Origin of the sequence: Micromonospora sp. FIMYZ51 (genome assembly GCF_038246755.1) — a bacterium.
In the GTDB taxonomy this organism is placed as follows: domain Bacteria; phylum Actinomycetota; class Actinomycetes; order Mycobacteriales; family Micromonosporaceae; genus Micromonospora.
Map to the genome: position 1 here is coordinate 3,058,100 of NZ_CP134706.1, position 19,322 is coordinate 3,077,421.

Here is a 19,322-nt window from a genome sequence, read left to right on the forward strand (position 1 = left end):
TGATCGACCGGAGGATCCGGCGCGGTGGCTGGCGGCGCTGGCCGGGGCGGCGGTGGCGCTCGGCGGGGCCGCGCGGTCAGTCGGTGACCTCAGCTGTCGGCGTGACCGCGGATCGCGTCCTGGGCGGTGGGGGCGGGCAGCGCGTCGAAGTGCCGTTGCATGTACGACAGCGAGGTCAGCAGCTCCGCCGAGGTGACGTCGCGCGTACGCCCCGGTGCCACAAGCGTGGTCAGCGGCAGCGCGCCGATGTCGGCCCAGCGCAGGGCCCCGTTCGCGTCCAGGTAGCTGCGGGTGCGGCCCTGGTTGTCCGGGTGCAGGCAGTACGGCACGTCCAGGTAGCCGCGGCGGAAGGCGATCAGCAGCGCCTGTCCCAGGTCGGCGTGCAGGTCCAGCACGGCCTCGATCAGCACACGGGCCTCGGCGTACGTCTGCGAGTCGTCGGCCGGGGCGCTGGCCTCCGGGGTCCGCGCCGCGACCTCGGCGGCCAGGTTCAGCGCGGCCACGTTCTCCCCGATCGTGGGAATCCGGTGCGCCTCGGCGGTGGTCTTCACGATCAGGCGTTCCGCGCCGGTGCAGACCGCCAGGCGGGCCGCCTCCGCCAGCAGGCTCTCGCCGCCGTGCGGCGTACGCGGGTAGACGCCCATGTAGGCGTAGATCACCACATGCCAGTCCACCTGCGCGAGGAACTCCCCGGCCAGCGCCCGCAACGCGCGCACGGCCTGTTCGTCCTGCTCCCGGTTGGTCTGCTGGGCGTAGCTGACGGAGACCGACGCGATGCCGTGCTGGACGAAGAACATCGCCTCCAGCACGCTGAGCGCGACGAGCAGGCTGGGCGGGCAGAGCTGGCCCAGCATGCAGCCGCCGAACGTCTCCAGGTGCAGCGGTGGCCCGGCGGGTGGCGCGGCGACGAACGCCTGACAGGAGTGGGACCAGTTGCGCACCGAGTCGGCAAGCGCCGTACGCCCGTACGGCAGGCAGTAGGAGACCGGGCCGCCCTCGCTGGCCTCGATTCCGGCGGCGGCGGTCGCGGCGAAGATCTGCTGCGGTACGGCGGAGCCGTGCCGCACCTGCACCGGGAAATCGTCGTCCAGCACGCCGGCCAGCAGGGCGCGATTGCCGGCCACGCCGTGCGACACGATCGGGTAGCCGTTCAGGTCGACGCCGGCCCGCAGCGCCTCGGCGGCGCGGGCGGTCTCGCCGACCCGGGTGTGACTGTCCACCGTGATCGTACCGATCGTCGCCGCCGGTACCGCCTTGGTCGCCAGCAGCCCGGCCCGCATCTTCCGTGGGTCGGGGAAACCCATCCGGGGCTGCACCACCAGCTGCCGCGCGGCGGCGTGCCGCCGGACGAACGCGGCGAAGCCCTGGCGACGGGTCACGGCAGCACGCGCGGGCGGACCGTGGCGAGGTAGCCACGGAAGTCGCCGAACTCGGTGTGGCCGTCCTCGAAGACGGCGTCGAATCCGGCGACCATCAGCCGCCGCGAGAGGGTGCCGTCGGCGACGCCGGTGGTGCTCAGCTTCCCGCCGATCACCGTCGGGGTGTCGGCCAGCTCGGGACGCGCACGCAACGCCGCGATCGCCCGTAGGCCGTCCTGAAACCCGTGGCCGTTGACGCTGCTCAGCACCACCAGGTCGGGGCGTCGGCGGGCACACTGCTCGACCAGCAGCGACTCCGGTACGCAGGGGCCGAGGTTGACCACCCGGTGTCCCAACTCCTCCAACAGCAGCTGAAGAAAGACGAGATTCCAGGTGTGCGCGTCCGAGGCAACCCCGCTGAGCACCACCAGATTCCCGCCGGACGCCTCGGGGAGCGAATCAGGCCGGATCGGACTGTTCACGGGTGTGCACCAGACGGGAGACGGAGAGCACCTCGTCGCCGCGGACCACGACCTCCGTCGGCGCCGGCCGGCCGAGGAACATGAGCAGGCTCGCGGTGGGGCCGTACGCGCCGACGTTCGGGATGGTCACCAGGTCGTCCCGGTCGAGCGTCGGCAGTTGGATGTCGCGGCCGAGGATGTCACCGGGGGTGCAGAGCGGACCCACCAGGCTGGCTCGTTCCCGCTCGCCGTCCGCCTCGGCCTCGACCGCCACGGGCAGCAGACGGCCGAGGCCGGACATCCCGCCCAGGGTGTTGATCCCGGCGTCGGCGATGACGTACTTGCGACCGCGGCTGACCTTGACGTTGACCACCCGGGTGAGCAGCGTGCCCGCGTCGCCGACCAGGTGGCGTCCGGACTCGAAGGCGATCCGCGGCGCGCCGTCCCGCCAGCCGGGCAGGTCCCGGTCGAGGGTGTGTTCGAGTTCGGTGCGCAGCTTCTCGTAGCGTGGCCGGTGGCCGGGCACGGCGTACGGGGCGGCGAACCCGCCCCCGATGTCCAGGAGCCGCAGCGGCAGGTCCAGGCGCGCGGAGAGGTCGGCGGCCAGGCCGATGGTGTGCCGGAACTCGGCGATCAGCGAGTCCTCGTCCCGGGCGTTGCTGAGCGGATAGAAGTGCAGGCCCGCCAGCTCGGCGCCGGGTACGTCGCGCAGCCCGGGCAGCACCTCCGGCAGCGTCTCGCTGTCGAAGCCGAACTGCGACGGGGTGCCGGTCATCCGGATGCTGGTGCTCGCGCTCGCCGAGGCGCTGTTGACCCGCAGCAGGCAGTGCGCGGTGATCCCCAGGGCGGCGGCCCGGGCACCCACCGCGGTCAGGTCGCCGGGGGACTCGACGGAGAACGTCCGCACCCCGGCGGCGAGCGCGGCACTGATCTCCGCGTCCGTCTTGCCCGGCCCGGTGTAGAGGACGTCGGCACCGGAGTACCCGGCCTGCCGGATCACGTCCAGCTCGCCGGTGGAGCTGATCTCCACCCGGCACGGCTGGCCAGCGCCGGTGCGCAGGGCGCGTACCAGTTCGGGGTGTGGGTTCGCCTTGACCGCGTAGTAGAGCTCGGTTCCCGGCGGAAGGGCCTCGATCAGGTCACGCCGGGCGGCGTCGACCCGGTCCAGGTCGTAGACGTATAGGGGTGTGCCGAATCGCGCGGCGAGGGCGGCGTATTCCATCAATGGTCACTCCCGACTGAATTCCCACCGACGGTAGTGAAAGAGCCAGTGGTGGCAGGACCCCTAGCACCCCCTAGTGCGACCCGGAAGCGCCGCATATCACCCCGGCGGCGACTGCCGCCACGCCCGCGCGGTGAACGCTCCGTATAGTCAGGACATGGGTCACCGTGAGGATCTGCTCGAAGGGGCGAAGCGCTGCCTCTACGAACGTGGTTACGCCCGCACCACGGCGCGGGACATCGTGGCGGCGTCGGGGGCCAATCTGGCGTCGATCGGGTACCACTTCGGCTCCAAGGAAGCCCTGCTGAACGCCGCCATGATGGAGGCGTTCACCGAATGGGGCCAGGAACTCGACCAGTCGTTGCCGGTGAACGCCGGCGCCGACCCGGTGGAGGAACTCGAATCCACCTGGCAGACGGTCACCCAGTCGTTCACCGTCCACCGGCCGCTCTGGGTGGCCAGCATCGAGGCGTACGCGCAGGCCCAGCACAGCCCGGAGCTGCGTGATCAGCTCGCGGCCAGCCTGGAGAACATCCGCACCGCCCTGGCCGGTGATGTCACCAAGGCGCACGGTGCGGTCGACGAGCGCACGGCGCGGGCCGTCGGGTCCGTCCAGCTCGCGCTGCTCACCGGGCTGATGGTGCAGTGGCTGATCGACCCGGCGGGCGCGCCGGACGGTGCCGACGTCACCGCCGCGCTGCGCATGATCGCCGGGCAGCCGCCAGCGCCGGACACCCCGCAATGAGCAGCTGACGCCGCTGCCCACCGCCGCTGCGGCGGTGGGCAGCGGCGGTGTCAGGCGTGGAGTTCGGCGTCCAGGATGTCGAACAGCTCACCGGCGGTGACGTCGTCAAGCGAGGCTGCCTCGGCGGTGTCGCTCCACCGGTCCAGCAGGGCCCGCAGACCGGTGCGGATCGCCCCCGGATCCACCCCGCGACTCGCCGCGTCGTCAAGCGCGGCGGCCAGCCGATCCCACTCCGCCTGCAAATCGGGTTCACGATCACCGACCAGGCCGGCGCGCAGGTGTTCGGCGACCGCAGCCGGAGTGGGGTAGTCGAACGTCAGGGTGGCCGGCAGGGACAGCCCGCAGGCGGCACCGAGCCGGTTGCGGAACTCCACCGCGGTCAGCGAGTCGAAGCCGATCTCGGTGAAGCCCCGGCCGGGGTCCACCGCGGCGGCACCGTCGTGGCCCAGGACCGCGGCGGCGTGCCCGGTCACCAACTCCAGCAGCATCCGGTCCTGCTCGGCGGCGGGCAGCGTGGCCAGCGTGTCGGCAAGCGACCGGACGGGCGCCGTCGCCGCCCGTCGGCGCGGTCGCGTACCACCGGCCAGCCGGGCGAGCACGCCCGGCAGGTCGGCCCGTTCGCGCAGGTCGGACAGGTCCAGCGCGACCGGGTAGAGCACCGGGTCCAGGCCGGGTCGGGTCAGTGCCGCGTCCAGCAGGCCGAGCGCCCGCGCCACCGGCAGCGGGTGCGCGCCGGCCCGGGTCATCCGCCGTACGTCGGCGGTGGCCATCCGCGAGACCATGCCGATGGCGGCGTCCCAGGGACCCCAGGCCAACGCCACGGCGGGCAGCCCCGCCTGGCGGCGGGTCCGGGCCAGCGCCTCCAGGAATCCGTTCGCGGCCGCGTAGTTCGCCTGCCCCGCGCCGTCGAAGGTGGCGGCGGCCGAGGAGAACAGCACGAACGCGGCCAGGTCCCGGTCGGCGGTCAGCTCGTGCAGATGCCACGCGCCGAGCAGCTTGGGCCGCAGCACCCGGTCCAGGCGCTCGGCCGTCAGACCGGTCAGGACGGCGTCGTCGACCACCCCTGCGGCGTGCACCACAGCGGTGAGCGGGTGCTCCGCCGGCACGCCGTCGAGCAGCGCGGCCACCGCGTTCCGGTCGCCGACGTCGCAGCCGACGACCCGCACGCTGGCGCCGTGCCCGCGCAGTTCCTCGACGAGTCCGTCGGCGTCCGGGTTGCGCGCGACCAGTAGCAGGTGCCGTACGCCGTGCCGAACGACCAGATGCCGGGCCACCTCGGCGCCGACCCCGCGCGTGCCGCCGGTGACCAGCACCGTGCCGGCCGGGTCCAGTGCGGCGGGCACGGTCAGCACCACCTTGCCGACGTGCTGGGCCAGCGCCATGTGCCGGAACGCGTCCGGGGCACGGTGCAGGTCCCAGGCCCGTACCGGCGCGGCGGTACCGGACGTGCGGGCCAACTCGGCAAGCATCTCGCCGAGCCGCTCCGGACCGGCGTCCATCAGGTCGAACGCCTGGTAGCGCACGCCGGGATGGGTCGCGGCGACCTGCTGCGCCGAGCGCACGTCGGTCTTGCCCATCTCCACGAACCGACCGCCCCGGGGCAGCAGCCGCAGCGAGGCGTCGACGAATTCGCCGCTCAACGCGTTGAGCACCACGTCCATGCCGGCGCCGTCGGTGACCTTCGCGAACCGGTCGGCGAAGGTCAGGTCCCGCGACGACGCGATGTGGTCGTCATCGAGCCCCAGGCCGCGCAGCGTGTCCCACTTCGCGGCACTGGCGGTGGCGAACACCTCGGCACCGAGCCGCTGGGCCAGGCGTACCGCGGCCATGCCGACCCCGCCCGCGCCCGCGTGCACCAGCACCCGTTCGCCGGCACACAGCCCGGCCAGGTCGACCAGACCGCGGTACGCGGTGCAGAAGGCGATCGGCTCGGCGGCGGCCCGGGCGAAGCTCCAGTCGGCCGGCATCGTCACCAGCAACCGGTGGTCGGTCACCGCGTACGGACCGAAGGCGGTGTCGAAGAGCCCGAACACCCGGTCGCCAGGTGCCAGTCCGGTCACCTCCGGCCCCACCTCGGCGACCACCCCTGCGGCCTCGCCGCCCATTGTCGCGCGGGTCGGATACATGCCGAGCGCGATCAGCACGTCGCGGAAGTTGAGCCCGGCCGCCCGGACCGCCACCCGGACCTGGCCGGCAGCCGGCGGTGCCGCCGCCTCGGGCGCGGGCACGGCGGCCAGCCCGTCGATCGTGCCGGGGCGGACCGCGTCGATGCGCCAGTGCGCCAGGCCAGCCGGTGCCACGAGCGCGCCGTGGGCACCGGCCCGGGCCAGCGCCGGCTGGTGCGCGACGCCGTCGAGCACGGCCAGTTCGGGCCGGTCCGGGGCCAGCGCCCGGAGCACCGTCGCCGGATCGGCGGCCGGGTCCAGATCGGCAAGCACCACCCGGCCGGGATGCTCCGCCTGGGCGCTGCGGACCAGCGCCCGTACCGGGGCGGCGGTAAGCGCCGCCGGGTCGCCACCGGTCGCGCCCCGGGTGAGCAGCACCAGCCGGGAGTCGGCGAACCGGTCGTCGCCGAGCCAGGCGTGCAGCAGGGCGAGGGTGCTGGTGAGCGCCGACCGGACGGTGCCGGGCAGGTCCGGCCCGGCCGGTGGATCCAGCCGCGCCAGCACGTACGGCGGCGGGTCGGCAAGCGCCGCGAGCGCGGCGGGCTCCGGGTCGATCAGGACGTGCTCGGGTGGCTGCGCCGCCGCCTCGACAGGCGTCCAGTCCAGCCGGTAGAGGTGCTCGGTGTCGGTGTCCAGGGCACCGGCGGGAAGCACCCGCTCGACGAAGGACGCCACGGTCAGCACCGGTGCGCCGGTCCCGTCGAGCAGGGTCAGCCGGGTGCCACCACCGGCCGGCACGGCGTGCAGCCGGACCGCCGCCGCGCCGGAGGCGTGCAGGCGTACGCCGGTCCAGGCGAACGGAAGTCGGGTCTGTCCGTCCGGCTCCCGATCCAGGCCGACGGCGTGCAGGGCGGCGTCCAGCAGGGCCGGATGCAGGCCGAAGCCGGCCGCCGCGTCGGCCACCTCCGCGGGGAGCGCGACCTCGGCGAAGACCTCGCCGGCGCGGGTCCAGGCGGCGCGCAGCCCCTGGAACGTCGGACCGTACCGGTATCCCTGGTCGGCCAGGCCGGCGTAGTGGTCGCCGAGGTCGACCGGCCGGGCGTCCGGCGGTGGCCACGGCAGCGCGGCGGGTTCCTCGACCGGCTGCCCGGGCGCGAGGAACCCCGAACCGTGCCGGGTCCAGCTGTCGCCGTCGGCCGGCCGGGAGAGGATCCGCAGTGCACGACGGCCGTCCTCGGCTTCGGCGCCCACCTCGACCTGGATCACCACCGGCTCCTCGGCGAGCGCCAGCGGCACCTCCAGGGTCAGCTCGGCCAGGTCCGGCACGCCGGCCCGCTCGCCGGCGTGCAGCGCCAGTTCCACGAACGCGGTGCCGGGCATCAGCACCGTGCCGGCCACGTCGTGGTCGGCCAGCCACGGATGGGTACGGGTGGAGAGCCGCCCGAACAGCACCAGTTCGGTACCGCCGTCGACCTCGGTCAGGCCGCCGAGCAGCGGGTGCCCGGCCGGACGTACGCCGAGACCGGCCGCGTCGCCGCCCGCCGCGCCGGGCGCCAGCCAGAACCGTCGGCGCTGGAACGGGTACGGCGGCAGCGGCACCCGGCCCGCGCCGTGGTCGGGGTGCAACGCGCTCCAGTCCACGGACGCGCCCCGGGTCCAGGCGGTCGCCACGGCGGTCAGCAGGTTCTCCGCCTCCGGCCGGCCACGGCGCAGCGCCGGGACGAACACCGCCGTGTCGGGCGCGCTGTGCGCGCCCATGCCGCTGAGCACCGCGTCCGGGCCGAGTTCCAGGTAGGTGGCGATGTCCTGCTCGGCGAGGGTACGCACGGCGTCGGCGAACCGCACCGGCTGGCGTACGTGCCGCACCCAGTACTCCGGGTCGCACAACTCGTCGGCACTGGCCGGCCGGCCGGTCACCGTGGACACCACAGGCGTGTGTGGCGGGTGGTAGTCGAGGATCTCGGCGACCTGGCGGAACTCGGCAAGCATCGGTTCCATGAGCGGCGAGTGGAAGGCGTGGCTGACCCGCAGTTGCCGGGTGCGGTGCCCGGCGGCGGCGAGCATGCCGGCCACCCGGGTCGTCGGCTCGGCGGCGCCGGAGAGCACCACCGAACCGGGCTCGTTGATCGCCGCGATGTCGACCTGACCAGCCAGGTCGGCGAGGAGCGGCCGGACCACGTCCGCCGGCGCGCCGACGGCGATCATGGCACCGCCGGCCGGCAGCGCGCTCATCAGCCGCCCGCGGGCGGCCACCAGCATCGCGGCGTCCTCCAGGGACAGCACCCCGGCCAGGTGGGCGGCGGTGATCTCGCCGACCGAGTGGCCGGCCAGCCGGTCCGGGCGTACGCCCCACGAGGCCAGCAGCCGAGCCAGCGCCACACCCAGCGCGAACAGGGCAGGCTGGGCGTAGCCGGTGTCGTCAAGCAGCGCCGCCTCCGGGGTGCCCTCGGCGGCGGTGAGCACGTCCCACAGTGGTCGGTCCAGTTGCAGGTCCAGGTAGCCGCAGGCCTCGTCGAGGGCGTCGGCGAAGACCGGGTACTCGCGGCACAGTTGCGCGCCACTGCCGGGCCGCTGGCTGCCCTGTCCGGTGCAGAGCCAGGCCAGTCCGCCGGTCACTCGACCGCCGATCACCAGCCCGGCGGCGTCGTCGCCGGCCGCGAGCGCGGCGGCGGCCCGGGTCAGCTCCGCCCGGTCGCGTCCGAGCAGCACCGCGCGGTCGGGCAGGCTGGTACGCAGAGCGGCCAGCGACCGGCCGACGTCGGCCACCGACGCCCCGGTCAACCCGGCGAGGTCGTGGCCCATCGCCCGCAGCGCGTCCCGGCCCCGGGCGGAGAGCGGCCACGGCGCCAGGGTCCCGTCGGGCTCCTGGGGCGGCGCCTCGACCGGGGCGGCGTCGGCCTCCTCCAGGATCAGGTGGGCGTTGGTGCCGCTGACGCCGAACGACGACACGCCAGCCCGGCGCGGGTGGTCGCTGTTGTCCCAGGCGATCTCCTCACGCAGCAGCCGTACCTGGCCCGACGACCAGTCCACGTGCGGCGTCGGCTCGTCCACGTGCAGCGTGCGCGGCAGCCGGCCGTGCCGCATGGCCTGCACCATCTTGATCACGCCGGCCACGCCGGCGGCGGCCTGGGTGTGCCCGATGTTGGACTTGACCGAGCCGAGCCACAGCGGCTGGTCCGGCCGCCGGTCGCGGCCGTAGACGCCGAGCAGCGCCGCCGCCTCGATCGGGTCGCCGAGCGTGGTGCCGGTGCCGTGCGCCTCCACCGCGTCGACGTCGTCGGGGCCCAGCCCGGCGTCGGCGAGGGCCTGGCGGATCACCTGCCGCTGGGCGGCGCCGCTGGGCGCGGTGAGCCCGTTGCTGGCACCGTCGGAGTTGACCGCCGAACCGCGGATGACCGCCAGCACGGTGTGCCCGGCGCGGCGGGCGTCGGAGAGCCGTTCCAGCACCAGCACGCCGACACCCTCGGCGAAGCCGGTCCCGTCGGCGGCGGCGGCGAAGGGCTTGCACCGCCCGTCGGGGGCCAGCGCCCGCTGCCGGCTGAACGCGGTGAAGGTGCCCGGGCCGCCCAGCACGGCCACGCCGCCGGCCAGCGCCAGCCGCACCTCGCCCTGCCGCAGCGACCGGCACGCCAGATGCACCGCGACAAGCGACGCCGAGCAGGCGGTGTCGATTGTCAACGCCGGGCCCCGCAGGCCCAGCACGTACGCGATCCGCCCGGACATGACGCTTGGCGCCGCGCCGGTCAGCAGGTGTGCGTCCAGCCCGGCGGGCGCCTCGTACAGCCGTGGCCCGTACTCCTGCGGCTCGGCGCCGACGAACACCCCGACCGGCTCGCCGTGCAGCCCGGCCGGGTCGATGCCGGCGTCTTCAAGCGCCGTCCACGCGGTCTCCAGCATCAGCCGTTGCTGCGGGTCCGTCGCGGCGGCTTCGCGCGGGCCGATGCCGAAGAACTCGGCGTCGAAGTCGGCGGCGTCGGGCAGGAAGCCGCCCCGGCGCACGTAGCTCGTGCCGGGTGCGGACGGATCGTCGTCGAAGAGCGCGCCGAGGTCCCAGCCCCGGTCGGTGGGGAACTCGGAGTCCACATGCCGGCCCTCGGCCACCAACTCCCAGAACTGCTCAGCCGAGGCGGCACCGGGGAACCGGCAGCCCAGACCGACGATCGCGATCGGGTCGTCGGCGTCCGGGCCGGTGCGCTGCGGTGCGCTCTCCACCGAATCCGTCGTACCACCAAGTTCGGCGTCGATCTGCCCGGCCAGCGCGGCCACGGTCGGGAACTCGAAGATCACGGTGACCGGCAGCGACAGGCCGGTGGCGCGGGTCAACCGGTCGTGCAGCGCGACGGCGCCCATCGAGTCCAGGCCCAGTTCGCGCAGCGGCCGGTCGTCGACCACGACCGGCGCGGGCTCCGCCGGGCGCGCGGCGGTGAGCACCGCCCGTACGGCGGCACGGACCTCGTCGAGCAGCACGTGGCGCCGGTCGGCGGGCAGCAACCCGGCGAGCCGGTCGGCCAGGGCGCTCACGCGTCGCTCCGTTCCAGCAGCTGCACCAGGTTGGCCCGGGCGTTCTTGCCGTGCTTGGTCAACGGCAGCTCGTCGAGCACCAGGCAGGTGGCCGGCACCTTGGCCGGTTCCAACCGCCGGGCCAGCTCCCGCAGGATCACCTGCGGCGGCAGCTCCGACTCCACGCACAGGGCCAGGTCCCGGCCGGGACCTGGCGGGACGGCGGCGGCGGCGCGTACGCCGGGCACGTCCAGCGCCGCTGCCTCGATTTCCGTGGTGCTCATCCGGATCCCCTTGCGTTTGAACATGTCGTCGCGCCGGCCCTCGAAGTAGAGGTAGCCGTCGGCGTCGAGCCGTCCGTAGTCGCCGGTGTGCAGGCGGGCCACGCCGTCCGGCCCCCGGCGGAAGGTGCGCGCGGTGAGTTCCGGGGCGCGCCAGTAGCCGGGCATCACGTGCGGACCGGCGGCGACGATCTCGCCGACCTCGCCGGTGGGCACCGGCTCGCCGTCCGGATCGAGGATGAGCACGGTGGTGCCGGGCAGCGGTCGGCCCACCGAGTCCGGCCGCTGCTCGTCCTCGTCGACCGGCATGATCGAGATCCGTTTGCACTCGGTCTGGCCGAACTGGCGTACCACCCGGACGCCGGGGAACGCCGTGCGCAGCGCCGCGATGGTGCTCGCGGCGAGGGCGGCGCCGGTGTTGGTGAACATCCGCACCGGGGGCAGCGGACCCTGCTCGCGTTCGGCCAGCCCGGCGATCATCGTGGCCAGCGAGGGCACGATCGGGACCACCGTGGCGCCGGTCTCCCGCATCCGGCTCAGCAGCCGCAGGTCCGACTCGTCACCGGCCAGCACGAGTTCGCTGCGGCCCAGGCAGGTGAGCAGGATCTTGTAGAGCCCGTAGTCCCAGGAGATCGGGAAGCGGCAGAAGACCACGTCGTCGTCGCGGTAGCCGAGCACGGCCTGGATCGCCTCGGAGGCGAAGACCATCCGGTCGTGCGCGCAGATCACCGCCTTGGGCGCGGCGGTGCTGCCCGAGGTGTAGACCAGGGTGGCCACGGCGTCGGCGGACAGGTCGGCGGCGGGCGTGTCGCTGGGGCCGGCCGCGGCGATCGCGGCCACCTCGGACCAGACGACCGCAGTGGCGTGCACCGGGACCTGGGTCAGGGCCGCCGTGTCGCCGGGCTCCGCCAGGAGCACAAGCACCGGCTCGGCGTCGTCCAGGATGGAGCGCAGATGGTACGCCCGGGTCGCCGGGTTGATCGGGACGAACACCGCGCCGAGCCGGGACGTGGCGTAGCAGAGCGCGACCAGCTCCCGCGTGCTTGCGGACTGCACCAGAATCCGGTCGCCCGGACGGACGCCCTGGCCGCGCAGCCAGTCCGCGCAGGCGATGCTGTGCCGGTGCAGCTCCCGGTAGGTCCACCGGCCATGTTGGTCCCGTACGGCAGGTACCTCGGCGTGCGTCCGCAGCGCCTCGTCGAGCAGGTCGTGCACCCGACGTCCCGGCATGGTGTGGGTGGCACCGTGGTTGTTGCGCTCAGCCATGTTTCTCCCTCGGTGTGCCTCTCGCTCCTGTCCTCGGCGGCGAGCCCGGGCACCGTAGCCCGGTGCGCGCCCGCCACCCCACCCCTGCCGCCCCCTAGCCGGCTCCCGCTGCCACCAGTTCGGCCGCCACGCCCCGCAGCGCGGTACGGTCGATCTTGCGGTTGGTGTTCAGCGGCAGCTCCGCCACGTGCCGGTAGTGGCGGGGCACCAGACCGGCCGGCAGCACCGCGCGCAGCTGGCGGGCGAGCACTCCGGCGGAGGTGGGTACGCCGGTGTAGAACACCACCAGCTCCAGTTCGCCCTCGGCGGCGGTCGCCACGGTGACCGCCTCCTGCACCTGAGCGCAGCCGCGCACCGCGTGGTCGATCTCGGCCAGCTCCACCCGTACCCCCCGGATCTGCACCTGGGCGTCGGCCCGGCCCAGGTAGAGCAGGTCGTCGTCGAGGCGACGGACCCGGTCCCCGGTGCGATACCAGGTGCGCCCGTCGTGCCGCAGGAACCGGCCCACGTTGTCGGCCGGGTCGAGATAGCCGGCGGTGGCCTGCGGGCCGGTGACGCAGAGTTCGCCCTCGTCGTCGTCGGTCGGGGTGCCGTCCGGGCCGAGCAGCAGGTGGTCGTGGCCGGGATGCGGCAGACCGATCGGCACCACCCCGTTCACCGACCGCGCCGCCGATGCGGGGCCCCAGCGGTGCGCGCCGATGGTGATGGTCAGCTCGGTGGGGCCGTACAGGTTCTCCAGGGTCGACGCGGGCGCGGCGACCTGCCAGCGTTGCGCGTCGTCGCACCGGAGCGCCTCGCCGGCAAAGAAGCTCCAGCGCAGTCCGGGCAGCGCGCCCGCGCCCAGCCCGCCCATCCGGGCCACCAGCGGGATCGCACTGGGCGTGGCGAACCATACGGTGATCCGGTGTTCGGCGAGGAAGGCGGGCAGTTCCCGGTAGGCGTGCCCGGGTACCGCCACCAGACCGGCTCCCGCCCCCCAGGCGCAGAAGACGTCGAACAACGCGCAGTCGAAGTTCAGGTCGAAGGTCTGCGAGAAGACGTCCTGCGCGGTGAAGTCGTAGCGCTTGTCGATGAGGCCGAAGTAGTGCGCGGCGTTGCCCTGCGAGATCGGCACGCCCTTGGGCCGGCCGGTCGATCCGGAGGTGAAGAGGATGTACGCGGTGTCGTCGGCCGTGACCGGCCGTGGCTCCGGCAGGGCGGGCGCGTCGTCACCGGCGATCGGGACGCCGGTGGCCCGCGCGGCCGGCAGCGACGCCTCGTCGGTCAGCAGCAGGTCGATCTGGGCCGCCTCGATCATCGCGGCGGTACGCGCGGCGGGGAAGTCCGGCCGCAGCGGCACGACCGTGGCACCGGCGTGCAGCGCGGCCAGCAGCCCGGTGTAGGCGGCCGGACCCTTGTCGGCGAGTACGCCCACCCGGCGCGCCCCGGCGGCGGCCACCGCCCCCGCCCGGCGTAGCGCCCGCTCGTGCAGGTCGCGGTAGCTCAGGGCGGTGTCGCCGACCCGCACCGCGACGCGGTCGGGGGAGCGGGCGAGGCCGCGCAGGAAACGCTGGGAAAGCCCCTGAACCATTTTTCCTCCATTTTCTGGGCAGCCTCGAACGCGGTTTCGCCGATATTTCTAATTCGGCCGAAAACCGCGCTGGATGTCGACAGGATGGGTGCTTGGCATTATTGTCTCTTCGGCAGAGGCGCAATGGTGAAAGGACACCTCGACCATGTGGGACGATCAGTTCGAGAGCCTGCTCAGGCAGTACCTTCCCTTCATTTCCCCGGATGAGAAGTTGGAGGCCGACAGCGACCTGCGCGACCTCGGTCTGGATTCCATGGGAATGGTGGAGCTGCTGCGTGCGCTCGAGCAGGAATACGACGTACGATTCACCGACGATCTGCTGAGCACGGACACCTTCCGTACTCCCGGAGTGCTTGCCGAGGCGCTGTCGAGCGTCCGCGCCGCCGCCGTCTGACGGCGGCGGCTAGGCCGGCACCGTGCGTCGGCGCGGTGCCATGGCCAGCCGGGGCGTGACCGCCACCACCTCCAGTGCCCGCGTGGTGGTCCCGACCCGGCCGAACAGGCTGTCCTGGCCGGCGACGCAGACCCGGGTCACGCCACGGGCCCGCAGCGCGGCCACCACCCGGGGCCAGTGCAGTGGCCGGACGATGTGGTCCAGCAGCATCCCGCGTACCTGCTCGGCGGTGGCCACCGGCGCGCCGTCGTGATCCTCGATCAGCGGCATCCGTGGGTCGGCGAACCGCAGGGTGGACAGCACCTCCCGGCCGGCCCGCTCCCGGAGCCCGGCGAACGCCGCGCAGTGCATCGGCGGGCGCATCGTGTACAGCGGCAGACCGCCCGCGCCGCGTACCTCCCGGTCCAGCCGGTCCACCTGCGACTGCGGCAGCGAGACCATGAAGAAGTCGTCGTCCAGGTAGCAGGAGACCTCGTGCCAGATCCCGTCGGCGGTCAGGCCGACCAGGATGCTGTCGAGTTGCTCGCCCGGCACCCGGACGAACGAGCGGGTGACGACCTCCCGGTGCTCGGTGGCGAAGTAGTCGTCCAGCAACCGGGCCAGCCGCGCGGTGAGGCGTACGCCGTCGGCAAAGGAGAGCGCGCCGCTGTGTACGGCGGCTGCCCGCTGGCCGAAGCTGGGTCCCACCACGACGGCCGGGTCGATGCCGAGCGTCTCGACCGACCACTCGGCCAACGCCAGACAGTTCACCAGGAACGCCACCTGGGCGGCCTCGGAGTAGTCGGAGCTGGACTCCCGGTACCGCTGCACCAGCGGATACCCCAGCACCTCGTCCGCCGCCGCGACCAGGCGCCGGGCCACCGGGTGCACCACCATGAACTTGGCGACGTCGGTGAACGGCACGGGACCCATGCCGGGGAAGACCAGGGCGGTGCCGCCCGGGTCGACACCGGTCGCACCGGCCGTTGCGGTCACCGGCCCCTGCTCGTGCGGGCTCACCCGAGCTCCTTCAGGAATGCGGAGAGCACGGCGTCGAAGGCCGCCGGCTCCTCGATGTGTGGTACGTGGCTGGAGTTCTCCAGCACCGTCCAGCGCACGTTCGGGATCAGCTCGACGAACGGCTGGACCGTGGCGGGGGTCGCCTCGTCGTGCCGGCCGGTGAGCACAAGCGTCGGCACGGCGATGTCCGGCAGCCGGTCCAGCAGCGACCAGTCCCGCAGGGTGCCGATCACATGGAACTCGCTCGGTCCGTTCATCGTGTGATAGACGGTCGGGTTGTTCGCCAGCTCCAGGAACGTCGCCATGAACTCCGGCGGCCAGGGCGTGACCCGGCAGACGTGCTTGTCGTAGAACACCTTCATCGCGGTGAAGTACTCGGCGGTGCTGGTGGTGCCGGCGGTCTCGTGCCGGCGCAGCACCTCGTCCACGCCCGGAGGCAGCTGCGCCCGCAACACCTCCATCTCGGCGCGCCACAGCGGGTACGACGCGGGGGAGTTGGCGATCACCAGCCCGCGCAGCCCGGCCGGGCGGTCGGCGGCGTGCCGGGCCGCCAGCATGCCGCCCCAGGACTGGCCGTAGAGCAGGTAGTCGCCGGAGATGCCGAGGCGCAGCAGCAGATTCTGGAGTTCGTCGAGGAACAGCTCGACGGTCCAGAAGTCGGCGCCGCGCTCGGGCAGGTGGGTGGAGCCGCCGTTGCCCAACTGGTCGTAGTGCACCACGGGCCGACCGTCGGTGCGGGCCAGTTCGGCCAGGTGGATCAGCGAGTCGTGGGTGGCGCCGGGACCACCGTGCAGCACCACCAGCGGGGTACGACCGCTGCGTAGGTCACCGGTGACGCGGTACCAGGTGCGGAACTGCCGGAAGGGCACGGTGCCGCGGGCGTCGGGCGGCAGGGGCATGTCGAGAACCTCCGCTACCGGGCCATGGTGCCGAGGAAGAGGCCCCGGTCGGCCCGACCAGCCTCCAGCATCCGCACCGGGCAACCGGCAGCGGCGAACGCCTCCTCGTACTCGGCCTGCGAGAACAGGGCCAGGTCCTGGTGGTCGACGAAGTGCCGGACGCCGTGCGGCTCGGACACCAGGTAGTGCATGTCGACAAGCGACCGGCCCTCGCGGGTGTGCCACCGACCCATCCGGGAGATGACCATGCCCGAGTGTTCGAAGCGCGCCGAGGCGAGCCGCCCGCCGTCCCAGCGTTCCCGCAGGATCCACGGCTCCACCATGAGCACCCCGCCGGGTGCCAGATGCGCGACCAGCCGGGCCGCCGCCGCGCGCAGGTCGTCCAGGCCGCCCAGATAGGCGATCGAGCTGTACATCGAGCACACCACGTCGAAGCGGCGGCCCAGGTCGAAGGTCCGCATGTCGGCCTCGTGCAGCGGGACATCGTCCAGCTTGGTGCGGGCCACCTCAAGCATCGGTGCCGACAGGTCGATACCCGTGCAGGTGAAGCTCTTCCTCAGGTGCCGCAGGTGCTCGCCGGTGCCGCAGCCCACGTCGAGCAGGGTGGTCGGCCGGTCCCCGTGCCGGTTCGCCAGATCGCGGATCAGTTCGGCGTTCTCGGCGTAGTCGGACAGGGCGCAGTAGACCCGGTCGTAGACCTCGGCCAGTTGTTGGTCGTACAAGGTTGGGTCACCTTTCGGTCAGCGGGCCTGGACCGTGCGCCGGATGATCTGACAGATGCCGGAGATTTCCGCGGCGCCGATGGCGGTACCGGTCGGTAGCGCGAGCACTCGTCGGGACAGGGCCTCCGAGTGGGGCAGCGGCAGCGGTGCGTGCACCTCCGGCGCGCGGCGGTAGGGCTCGGTCTCATGGCAGCACGGGTGGAAGTACCTGCGGGATAGCACGTTCTCGCGCAGCAGGGCGTCGTGCACATCGTCGCGGTCCACTCCGGACACCCGCTCGTCGATCTCGACGACGACGTACTGGAGGTTGGACCGTTCGTCGCCGGTGGTGCCGGGGCGCAGGCGGACCGCCGACACCCCGTCGAGTTCCTTGTCGTACTGCTCGTAGTTCGTCCGGTTCGCGTCGATGATCGACTCCATCACCTCAAGCGAGGCGAGGCCCATCGCCGCGGCGCCCTCGTTGAGTTTGCCGTTCGTACCGACCGAGCCGACCTCACGGTCCTCGCCGATACCGAAGTTGCGCATGGCCCGGGCGGTCCGCGCCAGCGCCTCGTCGTTGGTGACGATGGCCCCACCCTCGAAGCTGTTGACGAACTTCGTGGCGTGGAAGCTGAGCACCTCTGCGGCGCCGAAACCGCCCAACGGCCGGCCGCCGATGGTGGAGCCGAGGCCGTGCGCGGCGTCGTAGACCACCGGGATGCCGTGCCGGTCCGCGACCGCAGCCAGGCCGTCGACGTCGCACGGTCGACCGAAGACGTGCACCGGCAGGATGGCCCGGGTACGCGGCGTGATCAGCTGGGCGACGTGGGCGGGGTCGGCGTTTGCGGTGTCCGGGTCGATGTCGCAGAAGACCGGCACCACGCCGATCCAACTCAGCGCGTGTGCGGTGGCCACCCAGGTGAACGACGGTACGATCACCTCGTCGCCGGGCCCGACGCCGAGCGCCCGGACGGCGATCTGCATGCCCACCGTGGCGTTGCAGACGGCTACGCAGTAACGGGTGCCGGTGACTGCGGCGAGCCGTTCCTCAAACTCCTCGCCGAGCGGGCCGGCGGTGAGCCAGCGCCGGTCCCACGCGGAGTCGACGAGTTCGTGGAACCGCTCGCGGTCACCGAGGTTCGGCCGCCCGACATGTAGGGGCTCGGAGAACATCGGCTGTGACATTGGCGCATCGTAGGTACGGGCGCACCCCTAGCCTCAACCCCTGGCGGGTGGCCCAAAGCGACGGATCGGGTCGGCGCAATCCCCTACCCGGCCCCTAATGCCGCGACGGCAGCGCCGAGGTGGCGGGTCGTCCGGTGTACTGGCCCGGCCGTACCCCACAGAGGAGTCGCCGTGACAGCCCTTCCGCTCACCTCATTCCCGGAGGAAGCGATCGCGAAGCGCCTGGCCGCCTCGAGCACGATCGACCATCAGCCGATCGCCGACTTGACCGCGGTGCGCGCCTGGTACGCCGATCGCTGCCGAACGGACGTGGCCGAGGTCCGCCGCATCCCACTGGCCGAGCTGGTGGGTTGGCGCAGCGATCCGGCCACCGGGAACATCGTCCACGACAGTGGCCGGTTCTTCACCGTCGAAGGGGTGGAGGTGCACCACTCCGACGGTCCGGTGCCCACCTGGAGCCAGCCGATCATCCACCAGCGGGAGATCGGCCTGCTCGGCATTCTGATCAAGGACTTCGGCGGTGTCCTGCACTGTCTCATGCAGGCCAAGAACGAGCCCGGCAACTGCAACGGCGTACAGCTGTCCCCGACGGTGCAGGCGACCCGCAGCAACTACACCCGGGTGCACCGCGGCAACGCGGTGCCCTACCTGGAGCACTTCCAGGCGGCGGCCGGGCGACAGGTGGTCGCCGACGTGTTGCAGTCCGAGCAGGGTTCGTGGTTCTACCAGAAGCGCAACCGCAACATGGTGGTCGAGGTACGCGAGGACATCGAGGTACTCGACGGCTTCCACTGGATGACGCTCGGCCAGGTGCACACGCTGCTCGCCGAGGACCATGTGATCAACATGGACGCCCGTACCGTGCTGTCCTGCCTGCCGTTCGCCACCACCGGCCTGGCCGGCGACCTGGTGCCGGCCCCGGACTCACCGGCCGCCCGGCTGGCCCGTTCGTGCAGCCCCGAGCAGGGCAGCCGGCACTCCACTGCCGAGGTGCTGAGCTGGATCACCGAGGCCCGCAGCCGGCACGAGCTGCGGGTGACCCGGATTCCGCTCAACCAGGTCCCGGACTGGGAGCGTCGACCGAACGGGATCGTGCACCGCGACGGCCGGTTCCTCAGCGTGGTCGCGGTCGATGTCCGCGCCCACCACCGGGAGGTCGCCGCCTGGACCCAGCCGCTGATCGAGCCGCACGGCGTGGGCGTCGCGGCCTTCTTCGTCCGCTCCTTCGACGGGGTGCTGCACGTGCTGGCCCGGGCCCGGGTCGAGCCGGGCTTCGTGCAGACCGTGGAACTGGGCCCGACCGTGCAGTGCACGCCGGAGAACTACGACGGGTCGCCCGACGGCTACCGGCCGCGCTACCTCGACGACGTGCTCGCCGCGGCACCGGAGCGGATCCTCTACGACGCCGAGCTGTCCGAGGAGGGCGGCCGGTTCCTGCACGCCCGCAACCGGTACGTGGTGCTGGAGGTCGACGACGACTGGGCCGGTCCGGCGTCCGACGACCCCGACTTCCGGTGGCTGACGATGCACCAGCTCGTCGAGCTGCTGCGCCACAGTCACTACGTAAACGTGCAGGCGCGCACCCTGGTGGCCTGTCTACAGAGCCTGTTCACCCTGACGGGAGCAGACCGGTGAG

General features: G+C 72.9%; 13 protein-coding genes. 3 read left to right on the forward strand and 10 right to left on the reverse strand.

Translation table 11 applies throughout. From position 1 onward, the window contains the following. Positions 1-89: 89 nt before the first annotated feature. Genes QQG74_RS14000 through QQG74_RS14010 form a run of 3 tightly spaced genes read right to left on the reverse strand, consistent with a single transcriptional unit; the run spans position 90 to position 3,041 of the window. Positions 90-1,379 (reverse strand): methylaspartate mutase, encoded by a 1,290-nt coding sequence (locus tag QQG74_RS14000; protein ID WP_341720711.1) that lies wholly within the window; start codon positions 1,377-1,379, stop codon positions 90-92. Further along, complete coding sequence (locus tag QQG74_RS14005; RefSeq protein WP_341720712.1) at positions 1,376-1,840, reverse strand: cobalamin-dependent protein; 465 nt, start codon at positions 1,838-1,840, stop codon at positions 1,376-1,378. Before QQG74_RS14005 ends, QQG74_RS14000 begins: the two co-directional genes overlap by 4 nt. Continuing rightward, positions 1,818-3,041, reverse strand: a complete 1,224-nt coding sequence (locus QQG74_RS14010; protein WP_341720713.1) for a type III PLP-dependent enzyme — start codon at positions 3,039-3,041, stop codon at positions 1,818-1,820. Before QQG74_RS14010 ends, QQG74_RS14005 begins: the two co-directional genes overlap by 23 nt. Before the next feature lie 157 nt (positions 3,042-3,198). Between QQG74_RS14010 and QQG74_RS14015 the strand changes: the two genes are divergently transcribed. Then, positions 3,199-3,786, forward strand: a complete 588-nt coding sequence (locus QQG74_RS14015) for a TetR/AcrR family transcriptional regulator (protein WP_341720714.1) — start codon at positions 3,199-3,201, stop codon at positions 3,784-3,786. 50 nt (positions 3,787-3,836) lie between these two features. On the opposite strand, the gene QQG74_RS14020 is transcribed toward QQG74_RS14015, so the two are convergent. The 3 genes from QQG74_RS14020 to QQG74_RS14030 form a co-directional block, all read right to left on the reverse strand. Next, entirely contained in the window at positions 3,837-10,412 is a 6,576-nt protein-coding gene (locus QQG74_RS14020; RefSeq protein ID WP_341720715.1) for an SDR family NAD(P)-dependent oxidoreductase, read from the reverse strand. After that, positions 10,409-11,938, reverse strand: a complete 1,530-nt coding sequence (locus QQG74_RS14025) for an AMP-binding protein (protein WP_341720716.1) — start codon at positions 11,936-11,938, stop codon at positions 10,409-10,411. The genes QQG74_RS14020 and QQG74_RS14025 overlap by 4 nt, the downstream gene beginning before the upstream one ends. A gap of 94 nt (positions 11,939-12,032) precedes the next feature. Then, positions 12,033-13,508 carry an AMP-binding protein gene (locus QQG74_RS14030; RefSeq protein ID WP_341720717.1) on the reverse strand — a complete coding sequence of 492 codons (1,476 nt, stop codon included), beginning with the start codon at positions 13,506-13,508 and terminating at the stop codon, positions 12,033-12,035. A 145-nt stretch (positions 13,509-13,653) separates the two neighbouring features. Between QQG74_RS14030 and QQG74_RS14035 the strand changes: the two genes are divergently transcribed. Continuing rightward, entirely contained in the window at positions 13,654-13,902 is a 249-nt protein-coding gene (locus tag QQG74_RS14035) for a phosphopantetheine-binding protein (RefSeq protein ID WP_341720718.1), read from the forward strand. Positions 13,903-13,911: 9 nt separating this feature from the next. Here QQG74_RS14035 and QQG74_RS14040 read toward each other — a convergent pair whose 3' ends face one another. From QQG74_RS14040 to QQG74_RS14055, 4 genes are read right to left on the reverse strand one after another with little or no spacing between them, the layout of a single operon-like run. Continuing rightward, on the reverse strand, positions 13,912-14,901 hold the full coding sequence (locus tag QQG74_RS14040; RefSeq protein WP_341720719.1) for an ACP S-malonyltransferase: 990 nt from the start codon (positions 14,899-14,901) through the stop codon (positions 13,912-13,914). After that, positions 14,898-15,800 carry a proline iminopeptidase-family hydrolase gene (locus tag QQG74_RS14045; protein WP_341720720.1) on the reverse strand — a complete coding sequence of 301 codons (903 nt, stop codon included), beginning with the start codon at positions 15,798-15,800 and terminating at the stop codon, positions 14,898-14,900. The genes QQG74_RS14040 and QQG74_RS14045 overlap by 4 nt, the downstream gene beginning before the upstream one ends. 14 nt (positions 15,801-15,814) lie before the next feature. Further along, positions 15,815-16,522, reverse strand: a complete 708-nt coding sequence (locus QQG74_RS14050; RefSeq protein WP_341720721.1) for a methyltransferase domain-containing protein — start codon at positions 16,520-16,522, stop codon at positions 15,815-15,817. Positions 16,523-16,540: 18 nt separating this feature from the next. After that, complete coding sequence (locus tag QQG74_RS14055; RefSeq protein ID WP_341720722.1) at positions 16,541-17,686, reverse strand: DegT/DnrJ/EryC1/StrS family aminotransferase; 1,146 nt, start codon at positions 17,684-17,686, stop codon at positions 16,541-16,543. A 171-nt stretch (positions 17,687-17,857) separates the two neighbouring features. On the opposite strand from QQG74_RS14055, the gene QQG74_RS14060 reads away from it, so the two are divergent. Then, entirely contained in the window at positions 17,858-19,321 is a 1,464-nt protein-coding gene (locus QQG74_RS14060; RefSeq protein WP_341720723.1) for an NDP-hexose 2,3-dehydratase family protein, read from the forward strand. Position 19,322 lies beyond the last annotated feature (1 nt).

Excerpts from the sequence above, each read along its gene's own strand:
- QQG74_RS14045 (WP_341720720.1), bottom strand. The coding sequence starts at position 15,800 with ATGCCCCTGCCGCCCGACGCCCGCGGCACCGTGCCCTTCCGGCAGTTC.
- QQG74_RS14025 (WP_341720716.1), bottom strand. The coding sequence starts at position 11,938 with ATGGCTGAGCGCAACAACCACGGTGCCACCCACACCATGCCGGGACGT.
- QQG74_RS14035 (WP_341720718.1), top strand. The coding sequence starts at position 13,654 with ATGTGGGACGATCAGTTCGAGAGCCTGCTCAGGCAGTACCTTCCCTTC.
- QQG74_RS14030 (WP_341720717.1), bottom strand. The coding sequence starts at position 13,508 with ATGGTTCAGGGGCTTTCCCAGCGTTTCCTGCGCGGCCTCGCCCGCTCC.
- QQG74_RS14055 (WP_341720722.1), bottom strand. The coding sequence starts at position 17,686 with ATGTCACAGCCGATGTTCTCCGAGCCCCTACATGTCGGGCGGCCGAAC.
- QQG74_RS14015 (WP_341720714.1), top strand. The coding sequence starts at position 3,199 with ATGGGTCACCGTGAGGATCTGCTCGAAGGGGCGAAGCGCTGCCTCTAC.
- QQG74_RS14010 (WP_341720713.1), bottom strand. The coding sequence starts at position 3,041 with ATGGAATACGCCGCCCTCGCCGCGCGATTCGGCACACCCCTATACGTC.